The sequence below is a fragment of the Bacillus timonensis genome (genome assembly GCF_000285535.1).
In the GTDB taxonomy this organism is placed as follows: Bacteria; Bacillota; Bacilli; order Bacillales; family Bacillaceae_L; genus Ferdinandcohnia; species Ferdinandcohnia timonensis.
In genome coordinates, this window is sequence record NZ_HE610989.1 from 313130 (window position 1) to 337446 (window position 24317).

Sequence of the window (24317 nt, forward strand, 5' to 3'; positions counted from 1 at the left end):
TTCGCGTCTTCGCTCAGCTGCGCGCCTTGTCTGACAAGCGTTCGCAAGACAGTCTGGGAATAGAATTAATAGTTAGATATCCTTAATAATTCGTGTAGACAAAGTCAGCACTGACTTTGTCTACACTCTGAAGCGAGCATTTAGCTCGCCTTTTTATGTTCCTTTTTATAAATATCAATTCCAGCCTCGCTTAGCATCCATTCGATATGAACACCATATCCGCTAGTTGGGTCATTAACAAAGACATGAGTAACTGCTCCAATTAGTTTTCCGTCTTGAATGATTGGGCTGCCACTCATCCCCTGAACAATACCACCCGTTTTTTCTAAAAGTCGTTTGTCAGTAATTTTAACAACCATTCCTTTTGTTGCTGGAATTTTTTGTGGAACTGCACTTACAATTTCAATATCAAATTCCTCAACCTTATCATCTTCAACAACCGTTAAAATTTTAGCAGGTCCTGGCTTTACCTGATGTGAAAGTGCAATCGGAAGCGGCTTATCCATAACGCCGTTATTTACTTGTTTGTGTAGCTCACCGAAAATACCAAATGGACTATTTCGTTTGATATTGCCGATTATTTCTTTATCAGCTGAAAAACGCGCAAGTTTCTCACCTGGATCACCATTGCTTCCTTTTTCAATAGAGGTAACCGTGGATTTTACAATTTGTCCGTCTGATACAACGATAGGCTCTTTTGTATCCATATCTGAGATGACGTGACCTAATGCTCCATATTTCTTCGTCTCTGGATGGTAAAAGGTCATTGTACCAATACCAGCAGCTGAATCTCTGATATATAGTCCAATACGATATGCCTCATCGTTTTTGTCCTTTAATGGCATAAGCTTTGCTTTTATTTCCTCATTATCTCGAACAATGATTAAGTTTAACGGTTCACCTGTTTTTCCTGACTCTTGAACGAATGGTCCAACATCACTCATCTTTTCAATCTTTTTCCCATTTATTTCTTTTATAATGTCACCAACCTCTACTCCAGCAATTTCACCCGGGGACTTTTTTCCCCCTTCTGTTTCGATTTGATGATGTCCTACAACCAATACACCTAATGTATTTAGTTTTACCCCAATTGATTGACCCCCAGGAATAACCTTGAAATCGGATAAAACATTAACATTTACTTTTTTTACAGGAATACCGGCTAATTCAACCATCATCTCACCTTTACCGCTTTCGTTAGCAGCAACCGAGAGTTGTCCCTTTTCTACGACGGATGAAAAGGCAACATTGGAGTCATGAATAGTTGTAGTGACTGGTAATGAGGATTGAACTGTGAAATCTTGTCCTTCAAATAAAGTAAGCTGTTTTGGAATTTCTAAATATTCTTTAAGCGGCTTGTAGAACCCCAAAGCCAATATTGAAACAAGGAGAAATGTACCGATTATATATCTAATTTTGTCTATTTTCATTTCATTTTCACTCTCCTCGCTCCTATCCCACACCATAAAATGAATAAAGTTTTTATGGCTACATTCTATAATTTGGCCTTCCAAGACAACATTTATAACCACTAAGAGATTAAAAAAGCTACCCATTTTGGATAGCATTACAAATAAAAATTGTTGTTTACTTTGTATAAAGTTAACCTAATCAATTGCACCTTGTCTTGTTTGCGCCTGATTTATCTTTACTTAGAAAAGTAAAACAATTTTAGTGGTTTACCATTTGTCCTGCAACTTTGCTTTCTTTTGCAAGATTTAACAATTCTTTTGCATGTTCCTTTGTTAAATCGGTTATTTCCACTCCGGAAATCATCCGGCTAATTTCCTTAATTTTCTCAGACTCGTCCAATGATGTAACCGAAGTCGTTGTCCTTCCTTCCACTGTTTTCTTTGCAATAAATAAATGAGTGTCTGCCATTGCAGCAACTTGTGGTAGATGAGAAATACAAAGAACTTGTGATCCTACAGATATTCCATAGATTTTTTCCGCGATAGCCTGAGCAACTCGTCCACTTACACCCGTATCAACCTCATCAAAAATGATGGATGTCACACCCTGATGCTTTGAAAAAATACTTTTTATTGCAAGCATAATCCTTGATAGTTCTCCACCCGATGCAATTTTTGCTAAAGGCTTAAGTGGCTCCCCCGGATTTGTGGAAATATAAAATTCAATATCATCTTTCCCATTTGGAGTGAATTTAATAGTCGAATCCTCAAAAAAGTTTATATCAAATTTTGCTTTTTCCATATACAGGTCTTTTAATTCCTGCCCGATTTTAATAATTAGTTCATTTGCTAACTTTTTTCGAAGATTTGAGACATTTTCCGCTTCTAGCTTAACATCTTCTAATACTGACTCAAGTTCTTCTTTTAGCTTGTCAATATGATGCTCGCGATTTTGAATGGTGTCAATTTCATCCTCAATTTTAGCTGCATATTCGAGAATTTCCTCAACAGATTGTCCGTATTTGCGCTTTAATTGTGCAATTTCATTCAATCGACCTTCTATAAAATCAAGTCGTGCAGGGTCATATTCTAGCTCATCTAATTGCTCACGTATCTTATATGAAATCTCCTCTAATAAGTAAAAACTATTGGAGATGGTCTCATGGATAGTCCTTAATTCTTTATCAATATCCATTACATCTTCCGCATGGTTCATTGCTAACCCAACCCAATCGAGACCTTTTTGGTCTCCATACAAAGCGTTGTAACTATTTTGAAGAGCTTTGAAAATTTTTTCGTAATTTGAAATCTTTCTTTTTTCTTCCGTTAGTTCCACATCTTCATTTGGCTGCAATTCCGCGTTTCCAATTTCATTTAATTGAAATTGGATGAGATCAAGACGATGAGCCATTTCTTGTTCATTTTCATTAAAGCCTTTTAAGCGTTGTTTCACTTGTAAATAATTCTTATAAACCTCTTTGTATTCATGTAACGCTTTTTTAAGCGAATTTCCACCATATTGGTCAAGCATATGAATATGCTGTTCTTGATTCATTAAATCCTGATGCTCATGCTGTCCGTGGATGTCAATTAAGGTCCTCCCAAATTCACGTAGAATCGAAATCGTTACGAGCTTCCCGTTTATTCTACAGACGCTTTTCCCCGATTTTGACATATCTCTTCGTAGTACAATCATTCCCTCGCTAATGTCGATTCCAAATTCTTCTGCTTTTTTATAACATGGGTGGTTATCATTGTCTATTAAAAATAAACCTTCAAGTTCCGCACGCTCTTCCCCATATCTCACAAATTCTGCTGACCCTCTACCACCAACCAATAAATGGACTGCATCAATAATAATGGACTTACCCGCTCCTGTTTCACCAGTTAGAACAGTTAAGCCTTTATCTAATGAAACAGATAAGGACTCAATAATGGCAAAATTCTTAATCGATAATTCTGCTAACAATACTTACACCTCCTAGTTCCACTCTCCCCATCACAGCATGTCTAGGAATCGATTTGAAACAATTTCAGTTTGTTCTGGAGTTTTACAGATAATTAAGATGGTGTCGTCCCCACAAATAGTACCTAAAATTTCTTCCCAATCTAAATGGTCGATTAGAGCACCGATTGCGTTCGCATTCCCCGGTAGTGTTTTCATAACAAGCATATGCCCCGCTGAATCAATTTTTACAAAAGCATCCATTAATGAACGCTTTAATTTTTGAAGCGGATTGAACCGTTGATCAGCAGGTAAACTATATTTATAACGACCATCAATCATCGGTACCTTGACTAAATGAAGTTCCTTTATGTCACGGGATACAGTTGCTTGCGTAATATTGTATCCTTCGCTTTTTAAAATATCGACAATTTCATCTTGTGTTTCTATATCATTGCTTGTGATGATTTCACGTATTTTAATATGTCTTTGCCCCTTATTCATCGTGACATCCTCTCTCTTTAACGATTATTATTTACCTCCTATGTTAGCCGATTCTGACAGAATTGTACATTTTTTTATTGTTTTTGGGTTTAACAACACACTTGTAGTCATAATGTTTCTTCACGAAGAAAGAGGACAGCACTTTGGCTATCCCCTCATTATTTATCACTCTTTAAATTTTCATGAGCGCTATTCACAACCTCTTGTTGAGAAACAGGTAATTTGTTTTTACCCACTTCAACCGGACCATTCCACCGTAAATGAAGTAAAAACTCAATATTTCCTTCTCCACCTGTGATTGGTGAATATGATAAATTGATGCAATCATACCCTTCCTTTAAGGAAAATTGGATGATTTTCGTTAAAACAGCCTCGTGAATGTTTGGATCACGGACGATTCCTTTTTTACCAACCTGCTCTTTCCCTGCTTCAAATTGTGGTTTTACGAGAGCCACAACGTCACTGTTTGGAACGAGAAGCGTTTTTAAAACAGGTAAAATTAAACGTAATGAGATAAATGAAACATCGATTGTCGCGAACTCTGGCAAACCACTATGCAAGTCTGTTGGAGTCACATATCTAAAATTGGTCCGTTCCATCACTATAACACGTTCATCCTGTCGAAGCTTCCACGCAAGTTGGTTATAACCAACATCTAAGGCATATGATTGTTTAACACCATTTTGGAGGGCACAATCCGTGAATCCACCTGTTGAGGAGCCAACATCAATCATAATTTTATCCTTAATATTTAAATCAAATTCCTTTATGGCCTTTTCTAGCTTTAATCCACCTCTGCTAACATAAGGAATAACATTTCCCTTAACAGTAAGTGGAATATCTATTTCAACCTTTTCACCAGGTTTGTCGAGTCGTTCCTCATTTGTATAAACAAGACCCGCCATGATAGATCGCTTTGCCTTTTCTCTTGTTTCAATCAAGCCTCGCTCAACTAGTAAAACATCCAGTCTTTCTTTTTTTGTACCCATGATTCCTACACTCTTTTCTGCTTCTTAGGTACGAGCTTGTGGATGCTATCAACCACATTCTCTGTTGTCATACCAATCTCATGCAGTAGTTCATTCACACTTCCATGCTCGATAAATTGATCTGGAATACCCATTCGATCAATCAGAGCATTTTGATACCCATGATCATGCGCGAATTCAAGCACAGCACTTCCAAAACCGCCCATTAACACGGATTCCTCAATCGTTAGGACAGGAAGATTAGAACCTAATATTTGATGCATCATATCATTATCAAGAGGTTTAATAAATCGAGCATTCACCACTCTAACCGATATGTCTTCTTTTTCAAGTTGCTCTGCTGCTTCTAATGCCATTGGAATGGTTGTACCAAATGTGAGTATAACCGCATCTGTACCCGGTTTAACTATCTCCCATGAACCAATTGGAATAAGCGAAAGTTCTTCGTCCATTTCGACCCCAAGACCATTACCCCTTGCATATCGTAAGGCTATTGGACCGTCATCATAATGTATCGCCGTATTCACCATATGCTGACCTTCATTTTCATCTTTAGGCATCATGATAACCATGTTTGGAATATGTCTTAGGAAAGGAATATCAAACACACCTTGATGTGTTTCACCATCAGCCCCAACTAAACCAGAACGATCTATACCGATAAACACATTTAGATTTTGACGACATACATCATGGACAACCTGGTCATATGCTCTTTGTAAAAAGGTCGAATAAATCGCGAGAAATGGTTTCATATTTTGTGTGGCAAGGCCAGCAGCCATCGTAGTTGCATGCTGTTCGGCAATTCCAACATCATACATTCGGTCTGGGAATTCCTTCGCAAACTTTTCTAATTTCGAACCTACAGGCATAGCCGGTGTAATCGCGACAATTCGCTTATCTTTTTTTGCTAGCTTTCGCACTGTTTCACTTATGACAGCACTCCATGCAGGCGGTGCATTTACAGGTTTAAGGAAATCTCCAGTGTCAATCTTGTATGGACCTGTTCCATGCCATGTACCCACTTTATCTGTTTCAGCGGGAGTATATCCCTTCCCTTTTTTCGTTATCACATGAACCAATACAGGTCCTTTTGTTTTCTTTGCATATTCTAACGTTTCAAATAAGTCCTCAAAATTATGTCCATCAATTGGACCAAGGTATGTAAACCCTAGTTCCTCAAAGAAAACGCCAGACACGAGTAAATATTTAAGACTGTCCTTAATGCGTTCAGCAGTCGCAGCAAGCTTTCCACCTACAGCCGGGATTTTCTTAAGCAGAAGTTCAAGCTCGTCTTTTGCCCAGTTATATTTACCTGCAGTCCGCAATCTCGCAAGAACATTGTGAAGTGCCCCAACATTCGGAGCAATTGACATCTCATTGTCATTTAAAATGACAATCATATCTTTCTTTTCATGTCCAATATGATTTAATGCTTCCAATGCCATTCCACCTGTTAAGGCACCATCCCCAATGATGGGAACAACAAATTCCTTTGTTCCTTTAATATCACGTGCAACAGCCATTCCCATTGCTGCGGAAAGACTGGTTGAGCTATGTCCGGTTTCCCAAACATCATGCTCACTTTCAATCCGTTTCGGAAACCCACATAGCCCTTTATATTGACGCAATGTATCAAATTCACAAGCCCGTCCCGTCAAAATTTTATGTACATAAGATTGGTGTCCAACATCCCATATAAATTTATCCTTTGGGCTATCAAATTCCCTATGCAAAGCAATTGTTAATTCAACAACCCCAAGATTAGGACCAATATGTCCACCGGTTTTAGATAGTTTTTCTATTAGAAATTGACGGATATCCTCACTCAATTTATTTAATTCATCTATTGACATATTTTTAAGGAACTTAGGGTCTTTAATACTTAGAAGATCCAAAGGATTCACTCACTTTCATTTACTATTGGCGCAAAAATACATTTCAAAAATGTATTAATGATCTCTGGATGCGATTAGATTACACATATAGTCTAGTATATCATGTTTCATATTAACACTATATAAAAACCGCTTAGCTTCATCTATATGAAAGGTTAATTTTTCCTTTGCACCCTCAAGAGTTAATAAAGCAGGATATGTATTTTTATGATTACCTGTATCACTGCCGACCGGTTTCCCTAGAACAAGTTCTGTGCCTTCAATATCTAAAATATCATCTCGTATTTGAAACGCTAACCCTAAATGATGGGCAAACTGTGTTAGCTTATCTAACTGTTCACTAGTAGCATCTGCAAGTATAGCTCCTGCAATTACACTATATGCTAGTAATTTGCCAGTTTTATGACGATGAATGTATTCAAGTTCATCTAGATTCAGGACTGCACCTTCACCTTCCATATCAGCAACCTGTCCCCCAACCATACCCTCAGGTCCTGCAGCTTTTGCTAATTCGGTAATCAGCAATAGCTTTTTTTCAGGGGATATGGTATTGCCTACGGACTCAGAAACCAACTGAAAGCTATATGTCAAAAGTCCATCACCAGCTAAGACTGCAATGGCTTCTCCAAACACCTTATGATTGGTAGGCTTTCCCCTTCGCAAATCGTCATCATCCATACTAGGAAGATCATCATGTATAAGAGAATACGTGTGAATCATTTCAATTGCACAAGCAGTCGACAACCCGATATTCTCATCTTTCCCAAATGAATGCAGCGTGCCTAGGAGCAATAATGGACGAATTCTTTTCCCACCAGCCTCAAGGGAATAATCCATGGAATCCTTAATTATTTTCGGGGCTGATAATTTCGATATATACTTTGGGAGTTGTTCTTCAATCTTATTTTTTTGAAAGCTTAAAAATTGTTCTACCTCAGATTGCCCCACGTTTATTCTTCCTCCTGAATCGTAAACGGCTCAAGTTCACCGTCATCCCGTAAAATTTGCTCCATTTGCTTCTCTACATGCTGAAGCTTATCATGACAAAGCTTTGAAAGTTTCATTCCTTCTTGGAAATAAGTGATGGCTTTTTCTAAAGGGACATCCCCTTCTTCAAGACGCTCGACAATTTGTTCAAGTTTCTCCATTGCTTCCTCAAAGGATACTACCTTTTCTTCACTCATTTATTGTCTCTCCTCTATTTCAATAACTTCACAGTCAAGATGTCCGTCCGTTAGCTTTACCTTGATTCGATTCCCCTGTTCAACTTGCTGAACACTTTTCACTAAATGACTTTCTTCATCATATACGAGGCTATAACCACGATCCATAATTTTTAACGGACTTAGTGCCTCCAACTTTGATACCGTTGATTTAAAAACAAATTGCTTTTGTTTCAAAATTTGCGTGAATTCCTTTAAAAGCATTTTCGTATTAAGGTCCTGCTTTTGTTTTGCTCGAATAAGCATTTCACTAGGGTGATTATGCTGTAAGCGAAGGCTTAGCTTTTGAAATTCGTCTTGCTTCCGAGCAATAGCCATTACTCCTTCTCTCTCTAAACGGTCTACCAAACGGTCAAGTTGTTGTTGTTTTTGATCATATAAATTTTTTGGAAAACGGAATGCATAGGATTTCTTCAATGTATCTAATCGTTTCGAATCTTTTACCAGTTTTTCCTTCATAGCTCGTAATAAACGTGTATGTCTCACTAATAAACGTTCGGATAACTCAGCCATATGTGGCACCGCTAATTCAGCAGCTCCTGTTGGTGTGGGGGCACGTAAATCCGCAACAAAATCTGCGATTGTTACATCCGTTTCATGCCCAACAGCTGAAATAATCGGTACCTTGGAATGAAAGATGGCTCTTGCTACAATTTCTTCATTAAACGCCCAAAGCTCTTCTATTGAGCCACCACCCCGACCAACAATGAGCACATCAATTTTCCCAAATTCATTCGCTTTTTCAATTGCTTTTACTACAGATGGCCCCGCATTCACACCTTGGACTAATGCTGGAAAAACAATTACTTTTGCGATTGGATATCTACGTCTTATGGTGGTAATAATATCCCTTATCGCAGCTCCCGTTGGCGAGGTGACAATCCCAATATAATGCGGGATTTTTGGAATTGGCTTTTTATAACTGTTTGAAAAAAGTCCTTCTGCATCGAGGCGCTTTTTCATCTCCTCATAGGCCAAGTATAGGTTCCCTATTCCGTCAGGCTGCATTTCTTTCACATAAAGTTGATAGTTACCGTTTGATTCGAAAACGGTAACCTCACCGCGCAATAACACTTTCATCCCATTTTCGGGTGTGAATTTTAAATCACGGTTGTAGCCAGCAAACATCACGGCTTGAATTCGTGCATGTTGGTCTTTTATCGTGAAATACATGTGCCCACGACTATGCGCTTTAAAATTTGAGATTTCCCCCTTGACCCAAATATCTTGTAGGTGTGGGTCCGCATCAAATTTTCGCTTAATATATTTAGTCAAAGCTGTTACGGTTAAATAACGATCCTGTTCCATTTTAACCAAATCCTACTTTCTAGAAAGACGGGCGAATTTTTTTGCGGATTGAACGGTATTGTGTAGTAACATTGTGATAGTCATCGGTCCAACTCCACCAGGTACTGGTGTAATATAGCTTGCTTTTTCTTTTGCTTCGTCGAAAATAACGTCACCTACAAGCTTACCGGTTTCTTCAAGGCGATTTACACCAACATCAATCACAACTGCTCCCTCTTTAATATAATCTCCAGGAATAAAGTTTGCCTTTCCTACTGCCGCAATTAAGATATCTGCTTGAAGAGTCATTTCCTTTAAATTTGTCGTTCTAGAGTGGCAGTATGTAACAGTTGCATTCTCGTTAAGGAAAAGCTGTCCAACGGGTTTCCCGACAATATTACTTCTGCCAACTACTACGACATGCTTACCTTCGATTAAAATTTGCTTAGACTTCACCATTTCAACAATTCCGAACGGTGTACATGGTAAGAACGCATCTTGCCCAGTCATCATTCGACCAATATTAATTGGATGGAATCCGTCCACATCTTTTTCAGGTGAAATTCTTTCGATTACAGCCGTTTCGCTAATCGTTTTTGGTAATGGTAATTGAACAAGAATACCGTGGATAGAAGGGTCTTGATTTAAGCGGTCAATTTCACCAAGTAAGAATTCTTCCGTAATTGTGTCGGGGTATTCTAGCATTAATGAATGAATCCCTGTCTCCTTACAAGCCTTATCTTTCCCTTTTACATAGGATCTTGAAGCTGGATTGTTCCCAACTAATAACACGGCTAGTCCAGGAACAATTCCGTCCTGCGATAATTTTTGGACCTCTTCTGCAATTTCATTTCGTTTTGACTTTGCTAATTCTTTCCCACTAATAACCTCTGCTGTCATTTTCTCAACTCTCCCTTTTTCGAAAAAATATTTCATACCGTGGATTACAGGATTTTTCTACTTTACTAATGCATCTTTTATTTTTGATAGAATGGCATTAATAAAACGACTTGAGCTATCATCACCAAACTCTTTAGCAAGTTCAATAGCCTCATCAATACTGACCTTTACAGGGATTTCTTCAACATATTTCATTTCATAGACAGCCATACGTAAAATAGAACGGTCTACATTTGCAAGTCGTTCAAGATTCCATTTTTCTAGATGCTCACGCAACAGGGAATCAATTTCTTCTTTATGTTCAATTACCCCATAAACAATCTGTTCTAAGAAAGGATCTGATGACTCATCTTCTAGGACGCTTTCAATCGCTTCATTTGGGTCAGACCCGCTTACATCAACCTGAAATAACGATTGCATAGCCTTCTGTCTTGCTGTACGTCTTTTCATACTATTTATTTCTCCTTTATGTATAGTAAAACTTTTGTCCCACTATCAGTTGCATTCATAACATGATAATATCATAAAATAATTTTAAAATAAAAACCAACCCTTATGTAGCGAACAAAAAAGAAAAAGTCCGATAGCGTTTGCCATCAGACTCTATTTACTCAATGATGTTACATTTCTTCTTCTACTTGAGCTTCCGGTTTTTGTGATTCAAATAATACACCAACCACATGGATATTTACTTCATCTGCTTCTAAAGCTGTCATATTCAATAAAGCCTGGCGCACATTGTCTTGAATTTGACGGGCCACATTAGGAATGGAAACGCCAAAGTTCATGACACAGAATACATCAACAACAATGCCCGTTTCTGTTAATTCAACTTTAACACCTTTTCCATGATTTTTCTTCCCTAGCTTCTCAACCACGCCAGAAGCAAAGTTACCTCTCATTTCTACCCCTTCAACTTCTGAAGAAGCAATACCAGCAATAACTTCGATTACCTCTGGTGCAATTTCAACCTTACCAAGACCGTTGCTGCCTTGATCCATTTCTAAAATATTCGTTTCCGCTGCCATCAGCAAGCACCTCCTACATATAATTTTATTCAGTCCCCCACTTCTATATGTGGTGGATAAAACTGTGTAAGCCAATCAATTCAGAATGAGGGTTCAATTCCCATCTGAATAAAATTAAGCCTCCGGCGGATGCCACGATTTTTCAAAGGAAATTTTTCGAGGCGTAAAATCAAAGACTAAGAACGCCACATCCTGATGTCTTCGTCTTTGTGACTCACCTCGTGTGGGCCTAAAAAAATCGGTAGCAAATACACCAATTCAAATTTGATCTATTACTTCATTACCTCATATAATTCAAGAAATTTTGTATTGAAGTCTCCACCTACGAATTTTTCATGATTCATTAACTTAAGGTGGAAAGGAATTGTAGTGTGCACTCCCTCGATTACAAATTCGCTCAGAGCTCGCTTCATTCTTGCAATTGCTTCTTCCCTAGTTGCCCCATAAGTGATGAGCTTTGCTATCATTGAATCATAATATGGAGGAATTGAATAGCCAGGATAGGCTGCCGAATCTATCCTTACCCCTAAACCACCAGGTGGTAAATACATTTCAATTCTACCAGGGGATGGCATGAAATTCTTCTCCGGATTCTCTGCATTGATTCGGCATTCAATAGCCCACCCATTAAATGTCACTTCTTCTTGAGTTAATGAAAGTTTTTCTCCGGACGCAACACGAATTTGCTCTTTAATTAAATCTACTCCGGTTACCATTTCAGTGACGGGATGCTCAACTTGTATTCTTGTATTCATTTCCATGAAATAAAATTTATCATTGATATGATCATAGATAAATTCGATTGTTCCCGCACCTGAATAGTCAACAGCTTTAGCAGCCTTTACTGCCGCTTCACCCATTTTCTGTCTTGTTGTTTCATTTAAAGCTGGTGAAGGAGTCTCCTCAACTAGTTTTTGTAAACGGCGTTGAATGGAACAATCTCTCTCTCCTAAATGTATCACATTTCCATGGTTATCGGCTAATACTTGAATCTCAACATGGCGGAAATCTTGAATATATTTTTCAATATACACACCTGGATTTCCAAAAGCAGTAGCTGCTTCCTGCTGAGTAATATTGATACCCTTTACTAATTCTTCTTCATCCTTAGCAACACGAATACCTTTTCCGCCACCTCCAGCAGTGGCTTTAATAATAACAGGATAACCCATATCATTCGCAAGTGCGATTGCTTCACCTGTATCTTTTATGATTCCTTGAGAACCAGGCACAATTGGTACACCCGCTTGTCTCATCGTTTCTCGGGCAACATCCTTGGTACCCATTTTGTTAATGGCTTCAGGACTTGGCCCAATGAAAGTAAGATTCACTTCACGGCAAAGTTCCGCGAAATCTGCATTTTCCGCTAAAAAGCCATAGCCTGGGTGAATTCCTTCACTCTCTGTTAACTTTGCAACACTAATAATATTTGTAAAGTTTAAGTAGCTGTCTTTTGAAGATTTAGGACCAATACAATAGGCCTCATCTGCTAATTGAACGTGAAGTGACTCACGGTCTGCCTCAGAGAATACGGCTACCGTTTCAATTCCAAGCTCTTTACAAGCACGGATGATACGAACCGCAATTTCTCCACGGTTTGCTATTACGATTTTTTTTAACATGTGGGTCGCTCCTTACTAATGAAAAAAGATTCTATGCTTTTACTAGGAATAATGGTTGACCATATTCCACTAGCTGACCATTCTCAACCAATATTTCAACGATTTCTCCAGTAACCTCTGCTTCGATTTCGTTAAACAGCTTCATTGCCTCAACGATACATACAACAGAGTCCTCTTTTACTTTGTCACCTTTTTGAACATAAACATCCGCATCAGGTGATGGAGAAGCATAAAAAGTACCGACCATTGGTGAAACAATTTTATGTAAGTTTTCATCAACTGAAGGTGCTGCTGCAACAGGCTCTGCTGGTTTTGCCTGCGGTTGTGCAGGCTGAGCAGTAGGTTGAACCACTTCAGTTACGACTGGCACGGCAGGCTGTGCTTGATTTTCAACAACTGTTTGAATAGTAGTTTCTTTATTTTTCTTCATTTTAATTTTTGAACCTTCACTCTCAAATGAAAACTCATCAATATTAGAATGATCAACTAATTTTATTAGCTCACGAAGCTCTTGAATTTTTAACATTTGTTACACTCCTTGTGATTAACTCAGTATATTCAATAATTTAGAACAGCAATTAATTGCTAGTATTAGTACCTCATACTAACATGATACGATACTTAAAACTATCTTTTCAATATATTGCAGAGATTTTTTCATAAAAGTGCTGTAATCGATATAAATCATAACAGTATTTTTCCATATTTTCATTTGTTTTACCAAAAAATAAAAAAGTGCGGCCGATATCAGCCGCACTTTTCACTTTTACTCGTCTATTACTTTTCTTTTTCACCAGTTAGCTCAAATTCTACTGCAACATTCTGAAGTTCGCCCAATTCACTACGAACAAGACGTAAAATCTCGTTTGCTTGTTGTTTTGAGCTTTCCTTTGACTTCACTGTAATCTTAATCTTGTCACCTTCAACGCGAACTAAAGCATCCTCGTAGTTATTTCCTTTGATTAACATTTCAATGATTTTTTCCTTCGTTTCAATTTCATCAAGTTTCTTCAAATCATCGTATGCCTTCAGCTTTTGATCTGCTGTAAGTTCCGTTGATGCAGTTTGTGCTTCTAAAGTGCTTCTTAGTTTGCTACGACTCTCGTCAATTTCAAGACGTAAAGCTGCAAACATATCGTCACTTGATACAGATGAAATCACATTACCTTCTTCATCTTCCTCAACAGTTACTTTTGCGCCATCTTTACTTTCAGTAGATGTTTCCACATTTTCTTTTTCATTGTCCTTTTGGTCATCTTGTTCAACAGCAACATTATTATTGTTGTTTTCAGGTGTTGTAATATAATAGACGGACAAGACAACTACTAGACTTAACATTGTTAATAGCCATACAGTTTGCTTTTTTAATAACATTTTATGAATCCCCCTTTGATTTCCTTGGTACAACAGCTACCTTGTGATTTGGTACATCAAAACCTTTTGTAACAGCCTCAACTACCATTTGTTTTATTTTTGCGTTCTCAACACCTTTAGCAACGATTAGAACACTTCGTATTTCAGGCTTTTCAATCTTCAAGATGATTGGTGTTTCCGAATCACCGCTGCGGATGATGACAACTTGTTCATCGGTTGTTATATCCTCAACTTGTCTTTTCCCACCGTCCCTGTCTTCCTCATTTGTGGTCTGGCTTTGGGTTACGGTGTTTTTTTCAAGTATTTTTGATTCAGTAGCATCTACACTTACTGAAACAATGACATCCTCGACTCCAGCAATTGCTTCAAGTGCTTCTTTGAGCTCGTTTTCATAACGATCCTCATATTTGGCGATTGCCGTTGTCAGTTCATCTTTCTGTCCTCCAAATGTTGGCTCATCCTTTGCACTTACTTCTGAGGATGTAGCTGGCATAACAGAAGATGTTGGTTTGTCACCTGAAAATAGATTACTAATTAACATAAAGGCTATCCCAACTGCTAATAAAAGTAAGAAATATGGGCTTTTCTTGTTTCCCTTTTTATCTGGTGGATCATCTTTAGACCCGGAGAACATCCCTTTGATTGTATCCAAGACTCCTTTGCTCTTACCCATCTACGACTCTTTCCCCCCTTCCACAGTGACTACGATTTTTTCTGAGTCAATTTCCCATCTTTCAGCTAATGTTTTTGTGATTGCTTTAACGTTGGTTTGATCCACTTGTTTATACACTGGTTCAGTCTGTTTGGAGGTATCAATTTCAACTGGTTTCACTACTGGGACATCATCAGGCTCGGCAGTCTCTTTTGATAACACCACCTCGATTGACTGAATGTCATCCAAAGTTACAGTCTCCTTACTATCGACTGCCCTTGAAAGGATTACATTTACATCCTCGACTGTTAAATCATATTTCTTTTGCACCAACTCCTCTTCTACATGAGTTTTCAATTGGACAGCCATTGTTTCTAAAATATATGCAGAACTTGAGGCTTGTATTTCTTTTTTCTTCAAATCTATTAAATTTTCTAGATTTTTTTCACTCTGAACCGGTTTAAGATTCATATTTAACAAGGCCTGGTCCAAATCAGTTTTAAAAAGTGAGAACAAGGGAGTTAAGATGATTAAGATTAATAGAAGCCCCGTTACCATTTTCACGTATTTTTGCATACTTGAACTCGGCAGCAGCATGTCCACAATTGTTGCAAGTAAAATAAACAAAATAATGTTCGTAACCCATTCAGCTATAAAACTCAGTGTCCTCACCTCCAAGACCTTTTTTAATGTCAGCTCCATCGCCTAGCCCCTCGAGGTCACAAGCCAATCTGTCGAGAAGGTAAATGAACAACCTTCTAGTCAGCTCCGCTTGCGCTTTTCTATCTAACCATTAATGTCAGATTTCCTGCTGCAATGATGACAGTTATGCTTAAGAAAAACATCAATGATACGATTGCTAAAGCTGCAAAAATATAAACGACACTTTTGCTGATGATATCTAGGCAAGCAATGACGGGTCCCCCTCCAAGTGGCTGTAAGAGTGCTGCTGCCAGTTTATAAATAATTGCCAATGACAGCACCTTAATAGCTGGAAATGCGGCAATTAATAGTAGTATGACTACCCCGAATATCCCTACTGTATTTTTTAATATCACCGAGGCACTGATAACTGTATCTGTTGCATCTGTAAACATCCGGCCAATCACCGGAATAAAATTTCCTGTAATAAACTTTGCTGTTCGAATGGTTATTCCATCTGCAACGGCAGTTGTAGTCCCTTGGACAGAAATAACACCAAGAAAGATCGTCAGAAAAACGCCAATGATTCCAATACTCACATTTCGGAGCAACTGAGCAAGCTGTGTCACTTTGTACTGCTCACTTAACGTACTCACGATGCTCAGTAATGCTGCCATAAACAACAGCGGTAAAACGATGTAATGAATCAATAGCCCGCTGGTGTTCATTAAAAATAATATCAATGGATGAAAAAATGCCGCAGATGCGATTCCACCTGATGAAGCCACTAATGCAAGTAATAATGGCACAAGCGCTAATATAAAGTTAATCATCGTCTGAATGGCTTCTTCTGTGTACATGATGGCAATACGGAAGCTATTTAAGGCGATGATGATAAGTACCATGTAAACAATGGCATACGCAACCTTGCTTACGGCACTTTTCTCAAATGAATTTTGAAGTGTTTGTAAAAACATACTAAAAATCGTAAGCATGATTAGTGTACTAAGCAGCTTTCCATTCGCAATTACTTCATGAAACACGAATTTGACGAGTCCAAGCAACCATTCCTTTAATGAAAGCTCCTTCTCGCCGCGAATGAACTCTAGTAAACTACCCTTTTGACTTTCTGGTAAATATCCTCCATATTCCGTAACAATTTCATCCCAAAATTGTTTTATTTCATCGATGCCGAGGGTTTCTAACTGTTCCTCAACCTGTTCATGAATTTGATTGTCGATAATTTCTTGTTGTGAGGGAGAGGCTTGTACAAATTGGGGTAAAGAAAAAAAGAAAAACAATAAACCAAGAAAAGAAAGGACTTTGCTACCGGTCACGCCAACCACCCCCTTGAAACCTTTAACCCTATAGATTTAACTAGGAATAAGTCCAATAATTGTTTCAATTAATACTGTTAAAATTGGTATTGCCATGGCTAGAATTAAAATTTTTCCTCCGAGTTCAATCTTTGAGGCAATTGATCCTTGACCTGCATCCTTTGTAATTTGAGCTCCAAATTCGGCTATATACGCAATGCCAATGATTTTAAGAATCGTTTCGACATAGACAGTGTTTACGTTCGCATTTATTGCGACCTTCTCAAGCATCCGAATGATATCCGATATTTCTCCAACTAAGAAGAGAAAAATCACACAGCCGATAAAGACAACAAGCATAAAGGCAAAGGTAGGTTTTTGTTCTTTTACTATGAGTGCTAGAAAGGTTCCGATTAAACCTAATCCAACGATTTGTATAATCTCAATCGTTCATCCCCTCCTTACCCTTGAAAGAGGAATACGGCTTTAATCTTTTTAAAAAGATCCTCTACAATTGTTGCAACCATAAACAGAATATATATAAACCCCAATAATGTGACCCACTGGGCATATTCTTTTTTACCCATCTGATCTAGGATTGTATGGAGAAAGGCAACCACAATTCCTACACCGGCTATTTGAAAAATAATATTTACATCCACTCCCATTCTCGTCTTCTCCCCCTAAATCAATAAAATGACTATTAATAATCCAGACAGTAAGCCCAGGCTTTTCACCATTTTTTCATAACGCATTTGTCTATCTTTTGCATCACTTTCTTCTCGTTCCAGATGTGTAATAGCAAGGAGTATATGTTTCTGTTGTGAGGTTCTGTCATGTTGCCCGAGCGTTTCCCCAAACTGCTGAAGTATCTCAATCTCACCTTGGTGAAAAGCAGTCAACTTTTTAATCTCTTTTAGGCTCTCATCCCAGGCAACCTTTACGCTTACCTCACCCGTTTGAAGTCGGTTTGCAAACCCTTCAAAAAAGTAAGAAATAGGCTTTGGAATTTGTCGTGAAAGATGGGTAGCAACATCTATTAAAGGAACATGTCCATACATAATTTCTGCTTCCAATGATTGTAAAGCTGTTTTTAGCATCCGGAGCTGTCGAGGGCGCTCGCTCAACCGGCGGGCCGCCTCGAATCCAGCCCATGTTGTTGCTAGTATAATTAAAACTGCACCTAGTATTTTTATCATTTATGTCACGCTCACTTTTGATAAAAGATGCTTTCCACTTGGACCGAGAATAGCTTTTACAGTCCCTGGCCCTTTTGTGCGTGATAACTCTACAAATCTCTCTATAACGCCTGCTTTAATAATTTTTTCTAAAGAAGGGCGCTTCAAAAGGTCGGAAATCTGATGACCATGTGCTGTCACTATCAAACTAACCCCGGCATTAACAGCTTCCATAATCGCTAGACTGTCTTCCTCTCTACCAATCTCATCAACTATCAAAACATCCGGGCTCATAGACCTAATCATCATCATCATGCCCTCTGCCTTCGGACACGCATCTAGGACATCGACCCTTGGTCCTAATGAAGCTTGCGGCACTCCTTTTACACATCCTGCAATCTCAGAACGCTCGTCTACAATTCCAACCTTCATTGCTGGGATACTTTTTGATTGAATTCCTGTGCTAATCATCCTTGCAAGATCCCTTAGCAATGTCGTTTTACCGGTTTGAGGCGGACCGATAATAATTGTGTTTTTCCAATGTGTGTCATAGAGATAGGGTGCAAGTGGAGCTGCAACTCCAATTTTTTGTTTGGCAATCCGAATATTAAAGGACGTTACATCTCTAATGGCTTTGACCATCCCGTTTTCTGTGATGACTTTACCAGCTAGTCCGACTCGATGCCCACCTTGAATGGTGACATATCCACGCTTCAATTCTTCTTCAAGTGTATAAATCGAGTATTGTCCAAGCTTATTTAAAAGCTGGACGGCGTCTTCATTTGTGACGGTATAGTTATGAAAGATAGGTAATCCATTTTCTATAATTTCAAGTTGCCTAGATACCCTGATTCGGATTTCTTCCATCTTATCTGTACGTTCTGGAGGATACTTTTCGATTAGGTTAGCGATTGATTTTGGTAGTACCTCGACTATTTCTTTCATATAGTAAACTCCTCACATAATCTCTCATAATTCAATGTATGCAGGCTTGGACACAATATGCCTACTCGACTGATTTCTATCGAAAGATTCCATATAAAATAAATCCAACACCTAGCCCTATAAAAAGAAGCTTTGAATACGAAAGCTGATCCGCCAGGCCAATTAGTCCGATTGACATCGTTGCAATCAAAACAAGTGGCCCCACAATCGCCAGTGATGCGTTGACAGCTAGAGCCTTTTTCACATCATTAAACACTAGCATTAAAATGGCTGCCGTTATTTCTAAACACCCCGATAGTATTCGTAAGCCTGCCATCGTCAATACAGTTGAATCAAACATTGAAAACATTCGTCTCATCATAGTCCCCACCCAATAAAATTTCTTTTGTACAACCTATGCTTGTTTGAGGAAATTCAGAAGAGAAAAATGGAAAAAGGAATGTTGTAGAATGCTTAGGAGATTTTTGGGCAAAAAAAAGAACCCATCAACGCGATGGGTCCTAGAGTTTCAATATTATATTACGCACGTGATACGTATGATCCTTCAGTTGTGTTGATGATTAACACATCTCCTTCATTGATGAAGAAAGGAACTTGTACAATTAAACCCGTTTCAAGAGTTGCTGGTTTTGAACCTCCAGAAGCTGTGTCTCCTTTAATACCAGGCTCTGTTTCAGTAACTTTAAGCTCAACTGTATTTGGAAGTTCAACTCCAAGTGTTTCGCTTTGGAACATCATGATATGAACTTCCATATTTTCTTTCAAGAATTTTAACTCATACTCAATTGCAGATGCTGGAAGCTCGATTTGCTCATAAGACTCATTGTCCATAAATACATGTGAATCACCGTTTGCATATAAATATTGCATTCTGCGATTTTCAATTTGTGCTTTTGCTACTTTTTCACCTGCACGGAATGTTTTTTCTTGAACGGCACCTGTACGAAGGTTACGTAGCTTAGATCGTACGAATGCAGCCCCTTTACCTGGCTTAACGTGTTGGAAATCCATTACTCTCCAGATTCCACCGTCTACCTCAATTGTTAAACCTGTACGAAAATCATTAACTGAAATCATCTATTATTTCCTCCTAATTCAATACGACAATCATTTGTCTATAGAATAATTAATTCTTTCTTTGAGAATGTGAGGGATTCATTGCCATCTTTTTTAACAACAACATCGTCTTCAATTCTCACGCCACCTAATCCCGCTATGTAAATTCCAGGCTCACAGGTAACAATCATTCCTGGTTCAAGCACATCATTCGATCTAAATGATAATGCTGGCTGCTCATGAACTTCCATACCAAGTCCATGTCCAGTTGAATGACCAAAATATTCTCCGTAGCCTTTTTCTGAAATATAATCACGCGTTAAATCATCTGCCTCTTTTCCTGTGATTCCTGCTTTAATACCAGCCATACCACGAAGTTGCGCTTCTAACACAACCTCATAAATATTTTTTAAGTCATCACTAGGATTTCCTACCGCTACAGTACGTGTGATATCTGAACAATATCCTTTATAATATGCACCGTAATCAAGGGTTACAAAATCACCTTTTTCAATCACTTTATCACTTGCAACACCATGCGGTAATGCTGAGCGATAGCCAGATGCAACAATAGTGTCAAAAGAGGATGAAGTAGCTCCTTGCTTTCGCATAAAGAATTCTAACTCAGTTGATACTTCAATTTCAGTGATACCAGGACGAATCACATTTAAAATATGTGTAAAGGCGGCGTCAGCTATCTCCGCTGCTTCCTTTAATATCTTAATCTCTGATTCTGTCTTTATCAAGCGTAATTTTTCAATCGCACCTGAAACTGGGACGAGTTCCGCTTGTACTGCTCTATCATAAGCAGTATACGTTGCATAGGAAAGGTTGTCTTGCTCAAATCCAAGCTTTCTAATTCCCATCTTTTCAGCTTGTTTTGCAACCTCTTCGATGATTGGTCCTGAATGTTGAACAATCTCAAATTCCTTTACTTGTTCATTTGCTTGCTCTACATATCGAAAATCAGTAATAAAGACTGCCTTCTTTTCAGAAATAAGCGCAACCCCAGCTGTACCGGTGAAGTTTGTTATGTACCGTCTGTTGTAGCTATTGGTAACTAATAAACCATCGATTCCAAAACCTGAAAAACTCTCCCGTAATTTTTCTAATTTACTCATTTCGCCTTCCCCCCTAAGTGCTCTAACATTGCTTGTAAAGCAAGTTTGTAGCCGTAAATACCTAATCCAACAATTTGTCCAATCGTCACAGGAGCTATGACGGATGTGTGTCTAAATTCTTCACGAGTATGGATATTTGAAATATGTATTTCCACAACAGGTACTTCTATTCCAGCGATTGCATCCCGAATTGCGTAACTGTAATGTGTAAAAGCAGCTGGATTCATGACAATTCCATCATATTCTCCTTCTGCTTCATGGATGGCATCAATAATCGCACCCTCATGATTAGATTGAAAACAATCAAGCTCCGCATTAAGCGTTTTCGCAAACTCAGTCAAATCTTTCTCCACATCTGCAAGTGTGACACTCCCATAAATATGCGGTTCCCGTTTCCCGAGTCGGTTTAAATTAGGACCGTTAATGAGGAGTATTTTTTTCATAACTAAAACTCCCTTTATAGAGGATTCAAAAAGTTAGGTGAAGATGACACTTCGAATTTCTTCGTTGGCTTGCTTTTGCGTTCCTCACGTATTAGTTACATACGTTCCGGTACTCAAAGCTGCGCCGCCTCGAACTTTCGACGCACAGGATGTGCTAGACCCCGGCATCACCACAGGCCGTGGCGTTTTTGCGGGCGTGGTCCTATTCATTCTCCTTTTTGAACTCTCACTTAAAATAGAATGTTCGAACAAGAACATTCTATCATAAGTTTTCCTAATTTACCTACTCATTTGTAGAGACGACACGCCTTTCGTCCTTCATTTCATTTTCCTCAAATGAGATTGAGTATCCAATAAAGACACCATATAGGATATAAAAGCATATAGTAGTAATAACTGTATTACGCTCTAATTCTGCGACGGTTTTTATATCTGGAAAAATTGGATTAAACACATAAAAAACAATGAGCCATAACACGATTCCAAATCCAGCACCAACCCAAATGGACGTAAACTTTTTAAGAAAAGCATAATATAAGAGTGCTACACCGATTGAAATGATACCAATTACTAAAACTCCAATAAACTGACCTAATACACGATTTTTCCAATCACCAAGAATCCACGGCTTAAGAACAAGATTTGGGCTAAGTTCTGTAAAATGAAAAACATACGAAAGATAGGAAAGTAAACTCCAAAAAATCCCCCCAAACAAACCAATTACCACAACTTTGCCCATAAGAGACATCTCACTATCTTTTTTGTTTTGTTCAAGTTCGGGATTCTTTTTTTCAGCATCTACCACAGGTCAACACCTCCATTTGCTAGTATGTCCCGAATTTTAATCAAATACGCTTTCGCGTTTTTACGTCCAGATTTTTTAGGCCATTACGAGGTGGGTCAAAAGGACGTTACCACAGGACGTGGCGGCCTCAGTCTTTGATCCATCCTTAGCTCAAAAGCTTTCTTTCAAAATCTGCGAAATCTGCAGGAAACGTTACTTTACGCGTACAGTGTTACATCCTCACTAATGGTAAACATCTGCTAATTGAATTTAACCTTCCTCCCGAAAAAAGTTCATCTATTTTGAAAAGATTCGTGGAAAAATGTGTATCAATGGAAATTGCTGGGTAGAATAGTAAATGTTTAGCGGAATAAAAAATCAAAATTATTGTAAATGATGTTGTTAACATAGAGGTTTATTAGCATATCTTGTAGAATATATATAAAATAAGCACTACTTATTTTTTTATAACAAGTATTTAATTAATATATCCGGGCAACAACGACATTACGTCATAATACAATATAAGTATAGCTTTTTAGGAGGTGTATCTCATGAATCGTCGTAAATCAAATATAGTTGTCTTGATTTTACTAGGATTAGGTGCACTTGGATTTGTCTACACCCTTTTCACTCGTCCAGGTTCGTTACTCGTGCAAGCAGGCATGATATTCCTATTCATAGGTATAATCTATCTACTATATAAATTTGTTTTTAGTCGACGAATGGGAGGTAAAGAACATTCCGCTTATTTACGCGCAGCTAAACAATCTAGGAGGCGTTTTAAAACAAGTGGTAAGAGGAAATCACAAACTTTGGGAGTAGGCGGTAAGAAATCTCCAATAAGCGCGACAAAAAGATCGACTGTAGCATCTATTCATAAAAAGCGAAAAACAAATACAACACACTTGACCGTAATTGAGGGTAAAAAAGGGAAAAAGAAGAATCGAGCATTATTTTAACTTTATTCAGCAAAGGGCTGAATTAAAGTTTTTTGTTTTCATTTATTCTTCTTTTTTATTAATAACCCCAGGTGCGTAAAAATAATTCGGCACGATTTTTACCTAAATCAATGAGTTCTTGTTTTTTTTCACCTGTTACACCAAACTCCGTCGTCAAACCACTCTCTATTGGAATAAAAATAATGTTTTTCTCATGTCTACGTGAGATATAACGCGCATCATGTGCATTTTTCATGGTTTCGAAGAGGGCACCAAACATATCGATAGCATTATTGATTTTATTTTGGTTTTGTTGCTGACTATTCCCACTAAGTTTAATACCGAGGACAGGTCTTTTTTTTAGCTTTTTTTCCTCATCAAATAACCAAATGGGGAAGTTTGATAAGACCCCTCCATCCACAACAATGGTATTTCCTTTATAATCTTTTAATCGGACAGGCTCAAAAAAGTAAGGAAGACTACAGCTCATTCGAACAGCTTTTGCTACTGAAAAAGATGCTGGGTGTATGCCATATCGTTCTAAGTCATCTGGTAACACCATAATTCTTCCATTTGTTAAATCTGAAGCAATAATCCGTAATCGACCTTGCGGGAGGTTTTGAAAGGTCACAACACCTTTGGCACGAAGCTTTTGATAAATCCATTTCTCAAGCATATCTCCTTTGTACAGACCAAGACGCCAATACAACAGAAGCCATTTAGCCAAAGGTGTAGGCAAGAGGGCTTTTCGCTGATCTAAAAATTCACTGAGGTCTAATTCTTCCATGAGTTCGATGATTTCAGCACTTGTGTAACCCGCTGCAATCAAAGAGGCAATTAAGGAACCAGCACTAGTTCCAGCCATCCTTTTAAAGGTTAATCCCTTTGCTTCAATTGCTTGGTACGCTCCAATTAGCGCAAATCCTTTTATGCCTCCGCCTGAAAAAACACCATCAATTAACATGGTACCCCTCCCATCAAATCGTTGCCTTTATACATTTGTAATCGCATTGCTTGGGAATTAGTACGTGTGATTTATCTTGAAAATAAAAAAGAA

General features: G+C 38.2%; 28 protein-coding genes. 1 reads left to right on the forward strand and 27 read right to left on the reverse strand.

The annotated features are described in order from the left end of the window. Window positions 1-140: 140 nt before the first annotated feature. The 26 genes from spoIVB to BTHG_RS21975 form a co-directional block, all read right to left on the reverse strand. Window positions 141-1430 carry a SpoIVB peptidase gene (gene spoIVB, locus BTHG_RS21850; protein WP_010284543.1) on the reverse strand — a complete coding sequence of 430 codons (1290 nt, stop codon included), beginning with the start codon at window positions 1428-1430 and terminating at the stop codon, window positions 141-143. 241 nt (window positions 1431-1671) lie between these two features. Further along, on the reverse strand, window positions 1672-3381 hold the full coding sequence (gene recN / locus BTHG_RS21855) for a DNA repair protein RecN (protein ID WP_010284546.1): 1710 nt from the start codon (window positions 3379-3381) through the stop codon (window positions 1672-1674). Window positions 3382-3411: 30 nt separating this feature from the next. Continuing rightward, window positions 3412-3861: a transcriptional regulator AhrC/ArgR gene (ahrC, locus tag BTHG_RS21860; protein WP_010284555.1), complete on the reverse strand. Its 450-nt coding sequence runs from the start codon at window positions 3859-3861 to the stop codon at window positions 3412-3414. 158 nt (window positions 3862-4019) lie between these two features. Then, window positions 4020-4850 carry a TlyA family RNA methyltransferase gene (locus BTHG_RS21865; protein ID WP_010284556.1) on the reverse strand — a complete coding sequence of 277 codons (831 nt, stop codon included), beginning with the start codon at window positions 4848-4850 and terminating at the stop codon, window positions 4020-4022. Window positions 4851-4855: 5 nt separating this feature from the next. Next, window positions 4856-6748, reverse strand: coding sequence for a 1-deoxy-D-xylulose-5-phosphate synthase (gene dxs / locus BTHG_RS21870; RefSeq protein ID WP_010284557.1), 1893 nt, complete (start codon window positions 6746-6748; stop codon window positions 4856-4858). Between the two features lie 54 nt (window positions 6749-6802). Then, entirely contained in the window at window positions 6803-7696 is an 894-nt protein-coding gene (locus tag BTHG_RS21875) for a polyprenyl synthetase family protein (protein WP_010284558.1), read from the reverse strand. 2 nt (window positions 7697-7698) lie between these two features. Further along, window positions 7699-7932 (reverse strand): exodeoxyribonuclease VII small subunit, encoded by a 234-nt coding sequence (locus BTHG_RS21880; RefSeq protein WP_010284559.1) that lies wholly within the window; start codon window positions 7930-7932, stop codon window positions 7699-7701. After that, window positions 7933-9279 (reverse strand): exodeoxyribonuclease VII large subunit, encoded by a 1347-nt coding sequence (gene xseA / locus BTHG_RS21885; RefSeq protein ID WP_010284562.1) that lies wholly within the window; start codon window positions 9277-9279, stop codon window positions 7933-7935. A gap of 12 nt (window positions 9280-9291) precedes the next feature. Beyond that, window positions 9292-10158, reverse strand: coding sequence for a bifunctional methylenetetrahydrofolate dehydrogenase/methenyltetrahydrofolate cyclohydrolase FolD (gene folD / locus BTHG_RS21890; protein WP_010284563.1), 867 nt, complete (start codon window positions 10156-10158; stop codon window positions 9292-9294). A gap of 57 nt (window positions 10159-10215) precedes the next feature. Continuing rightward, window positions 10216-10608 carry a transcription antitermination factor NusB gene (gene nusB / locus BTHG_RS21895; protein ID WP_010284564.1) on the reverse strand — a complete coding sequence of 131 codons (393 nt, stop codon included), beginning with the start codon at window positions 10606-10608 and terminating at the stop codon, window positions 10216-10218. Window positions 10609-10778: 170 nt separating this feature from the next. Next, on the reverse strand, window positions 10779-11186 hold the full coding sequence (locus BTHG_RS21900) for an Asp23/Gls24 family envelope stress response protein (RefSeq protein WP_010284565.1): 408 nt from the start codon (window positions 11184-11186) through the stop codon (window positions 10779-10781). Window positions 11187-11458: 272 nt separating this feature from the next. Next, complete coding sequence (gene accC, locus BTHG_RS21905) at window positions 11459-12808, reverse strand: acetyl-CoA carboxylase biotin carboxylase subunit (RefSeq protein ID WP_010284566.1); 1350 nt, start codon at window positions 12806-12808, stop codon at window positions 11459-11461. Between the two features lie 31 nt (window positions 12809-12839). Next, entirely contained in the window at window positions 12840-13334 is a 495-nt protein-coding gene (gene accB / locus BTHG_RS21910) for an acetyl-CoA carboxylase biotin carboxyl carrier protein (RefSeq protein WP_010284567.1), read from the reverse strand. Between the two features lie 251 nt (window positions 13335-13585). Beyond that, window positions 13586-14182 carry a SpoIIIAH-like family protein gene (locus BTHG_RS21915; protein WP_010284570.1) on the reverse strand — a complete coding sequence of 199 codons (597 nt, stop codon included), beginning with the start codon at window positions 14180-14182 and terminating at the stop codon, window positions 13586-13588. Window position 14183: 1 nt separating this feature from the next. Further along, on the reverse strand, window positions 14184-14855 hold the full coding sequence (spoIIIAG, locus tag BTHG_RS21920; RefSeq protein WP_010284574.1) for a stage III sporulation protein AG: 672 nt from the start codon (window positions 14853-14855) through the stop codon (window positions 14184-14186). Further along, complete coding sequence (gene spoIIIAF / locus BTHG_RS21925; RefSeq protein WP_010284577.1) at window positions 14856-15536, reverse strand: stage III sporulation protein AF; 681 nt, start codon at window positions 15534-15536, stop codon at window positions 14856-14858. 80 nt (window positions 15537-15616) lie between these two features. Then, window positions 15617-16813 carry a stage III sporulation protein AE gene (spoIIIAE, locus tag BTHG_RS21930; RefSeq protein ID WP_010284578.1) on the reverse strand — a complete coding sequence of 399 codons (1197 nt, stop codon included), beginning with the start codon at window positions 16811-16813 and terminating at the stop codon, window positions 15617-15619. Window positions 16814-16849: 36 nt separating this feature from the next. Beyond that, window positions 16850-17239 carry a stage III sporulation protein AD gene (spoIIIAD, locus tag BTHG_RS21935; RefSeq protein ID WP_083849220.1) on the reverse strand — a complete coding sequence of 130 codons (390 nt, stop codon included), beginning with the start codon at window positions 17237-17239 and terminating at the stop codon, window positions 16850-16852. A gap of 14 nt (window positions 17240-17253) precedes the next feature. Next, window positions 17254-17460 (reverse strand): stage III sporulation protein AC, encoded by a 207-nt coding sequence (gene spoIIIAC / locus BTHG_RS21940; protein WP_010284588.1) that lies wholly within the window; start codon window positions 17458-17460, stop codon window positions 17254-17256. 15 nt (window positions 17461-17475) lie between these two features. After that, a complete protein-coding gene (gene spoIIIAB / locus BTHG_RS21945; RefSeq protein WP_010284590.1) occupies window positions 17476-17991 on the reverse strand; it encodes a stage III sporulation protein SpoIIIAB in 516 nt (171 codons plus the stop codon). Beyond that, on the reverse strand, window positions 17992-18915 hold the full coding sequence (spoIIIAA, locus tag BTHG_RS21950) for a stage III sporulation protein AA (protein WP_010284593.1): 924 nt from the start codon (window positions 18913-18915) through the stop codon (window positions 17992-17994). Window positions 18916-18991: 76 nt separating this feature from the next. After that, complete coding sequence (locus BTHG_RS21955; protein WP_010284598.1) at window positions 18992-19273, reverse strand: YqhV family protein; 282 nt, start codon at window positions 19271-19273, stop codon at window positions 18992-18994. A gap of 161 nt (window positions 19274-19434) precedes the next feature. Next, window positions 19435-19992: an elongation factor P gene (gene efp / locus BTHG_RS21960; RefSeq protein ID WP_010284600.1), complete on the reverse strand. Its 558-nt coding sequence runs from the start codon at window positions 19990-19992 to the stop codon at window positions 19435-19437. A gap of 38 nt (window positions 19993-20030) precedes the next feature. Further along, complete coding sequence (locus BTHG_RS21965) at window positions 20031-21092, reverse strand: M24 family metallopeptidase (protein WP_010284603.1); 1062 nt, start codon at window positions 21090-21092, stop codon at window positions 20031-20033. Then, window positions 21089-21535, reverse strand: coding sequence for a type II 3-dehydroquinate dehydratase (aroQ, locus tag BTHG_RS21970; protein ID WP_010284606.1), 447 nt, complete (start codon window positions 21533-21535; stop codon window positions 21089-21091). Before aroQ ends, BTHG_RS21965 begins: the two co-directional genes overlap by 4 nt. A gap of 283 nt (window positions 21536-21818) precedes the next feature. After that, the gene (locus BTHG_RS21975) at window positions 21819-22340 is read right to left on the reverse strand and encodes a YqhR family membrane protein (RefSeq protein WP_010284608.1); all 522 of its coding nucleotides are present in this window, start codon (window positions 22338-22340) and stop codon (window positions 21819-21821) included. 533 nt (window positions 22341-22873) lie between these two features. Here BTHG_RS21975 and BTHG_RS21980 point away from each other — a divergent pair. Further along, complete coding sequence (locus BTHG_RS21980; RefSeq protein ID WP_010284610.1) at window positions 22874-23281, forward strand: SA1362 family protein; 408 nt, start codon at window positions 22874-22876, stop codon at window positions 23279-23281. A gap of 58 nt (window positions 23282-23339) precedes the next feature. On the opposite strand, the gene BTHG_RS21985 is transcribed toward BTHG_RS21980, so the two are convergent. After that, window positions 23340-24224, reverse strand: a complete 885-nt coding sequence (locus BTHG_RS21985; protein ID WP_010284612.1) for a patatin-like phospholipase family protein — start codon at window positions 24222-24224, stop codon at window positions 23340-23342. Window positions 24225-24317: the final 93 nt, after the last annotated feature.

What these genes read in the sequence shown, in the direction of transcription:
- aroQ (WP_010284606.1), bottom strand. Translation starts at nt 21,535, where the DNA reads ATGAAAAAAATACTCCTCATTAACGGTCCTAATTTAAACCGACTCGGG.
- nusB (WP_010284564.1), bottom strand. Translation starts at nt 10,608, where the DNA reads ATGAAAAGACGTACAGCAAGACAGAAGGCTATGCAATCGTTATTTCAG.
- spoIIIAB (WP_010284590.1), bottom strand. Translation starts at nt 17,991, where the DNA reads ATGATAAAAATACTAGGTGCAGTTTTAATTATACTAGCAACAACATGG.
- spoIIIAG (WP_010284574.1), bottom strand. Translation starts at nt 14,855, where the DNA reads ATGGGTAAGAGCAAAGGAGTCTTGGATACAATCAAAGGGATGTTCTCC.
- spoIVB (WP_010284543.1), bottom strand. Translation starts at nt 1,430, where the DNA reads ATGAAAATAGACAAAATTAGATATATAATCGGTACATTTCTCCTTGTT.
- spoIIIAC (WP_010284588.1), bottom strand. Translation starts at nt 17,460, where the DNA reads ATGGGAGTGGATGTAAATATTATTTTTCAAATAGCCGGTGTAGGAATT.
- BTHG_RS21955 (WP_010284598.1), bottom strand. Translation starts at nt 19,273, where the DNA reads ATGAGACGAATGTTTTCAATGTTTGATTCAACTGTATTGACGATGGCA.
- BTHG_RS21985 (WP_010284612.1), bottom strand. Translation starts at nt 24,224, where the DNA reads ATGTTAATTGATGGTGTTTTTTCAGGCGGAGGCATAAAAGGATTTGCG.
- efp (WP_010284600.1), bottom strand. Translation starts at nt 19,992, where the DNA reads ATGATTTCAGTTAATGATTTTCGTACAGGTTTAACAATTGAGGTAGAC.
- BTHG_RS21980 (WP_010284610.1), top strand. Translation starts at nt 22,874, where the DNA reads ATGAATCGTCGTAAATCAAATATAGTTGTCTTGATTTTACTAGGATTA.
- BTHG_RS21915 (WP_010284570.1), bottom strand. Translation starts at nt 14,182, where the DNA reads ATGTTATTAAAAAAGCAAACTGTATGGCTATTAACAATGTTAAGTCTA.
- accC (WP_010284566.1), bottom strand. Translation starts at nt 12,808, where the DNA reads ATGTTAAAAAAAATCGTAATAGCAAACCGTGGAGAAATTGCGGTTCGT.
- spoIIIAF (WP_010284577.1), bottom strand. Translation starts at nt 15,536, where the DNA reads ATGGAGCTGACATTAAAAAAGGTCTTGGAGGTGAGGACACTGAGTTTT.
- BTHG_RS21865 (WP_010284556.1), bottom strand. Translation starts at nt 4,850, where the DNA reads ATGGGTACAAAAAAAGAAAGACTGGATGTTTTACTAGTTGAGCGAGGC.
- BTHG_RS21900 (WP_010284565.1), bottom strand. Translation starts at nt 11,186, where the DNA reads ATGGCAGCGGAAACGAATATTTTAGAAATGGATCAAGGCAGCAACGGT.
- BTHG_RS21965 (WP_010284603.1), bottom strand. Translation starts at nt 21,092, where the DNA reads ATGAGTAAATTAGAAAAATTACGGGAGAGTTTTTCAGGTTTTGGAATC.
- BTHG_RS21880 (WP_010284559.1), bottom strand. Translation starts at nt 7,932, where the DNA reads ATGAGTGAAGAAAAGGTAGTATCCTTTGAGGAAGCAATGGAGAAACTT.
- folD (WP_010284563.1), bottom strand. Translation starts at nt 10,158, where the DNA reads ATGACAGCAGAGGTTATTAGTGGGAAAGAATTAGCAAAGTCAAAACGA.
- spoIIIAA (WP_010284593.1), bottom strand. Translation starts at nt 18,915, where the DNA reads ATGAAAGAAATAGTCGAGGTACTACCAAAATCAATCGCTAACCTAATC.
- xseA (WP_010284562.1), bottom strand. Translation starts at nt 9,279, where the DNA reads ATGGAACAGGATCGTTATTTAACCGTAACAGCTTTGACTAAATATATT.
- accB (WP_010284567.1), bottom strand. Translation starts at nt 13,334, where the DNA reads ATGTTAAAAATTCAAGAGCTTCGTGAGCTAATAAAATTAGTTGATCAT.
- ahrC (WP_010284555.1), bottom strand. Translation starts at nt 3,861, where the DNA reads ATGAATAAGGGGCAAAGACATATTAAAATACGTGAAATCATCACAAGC.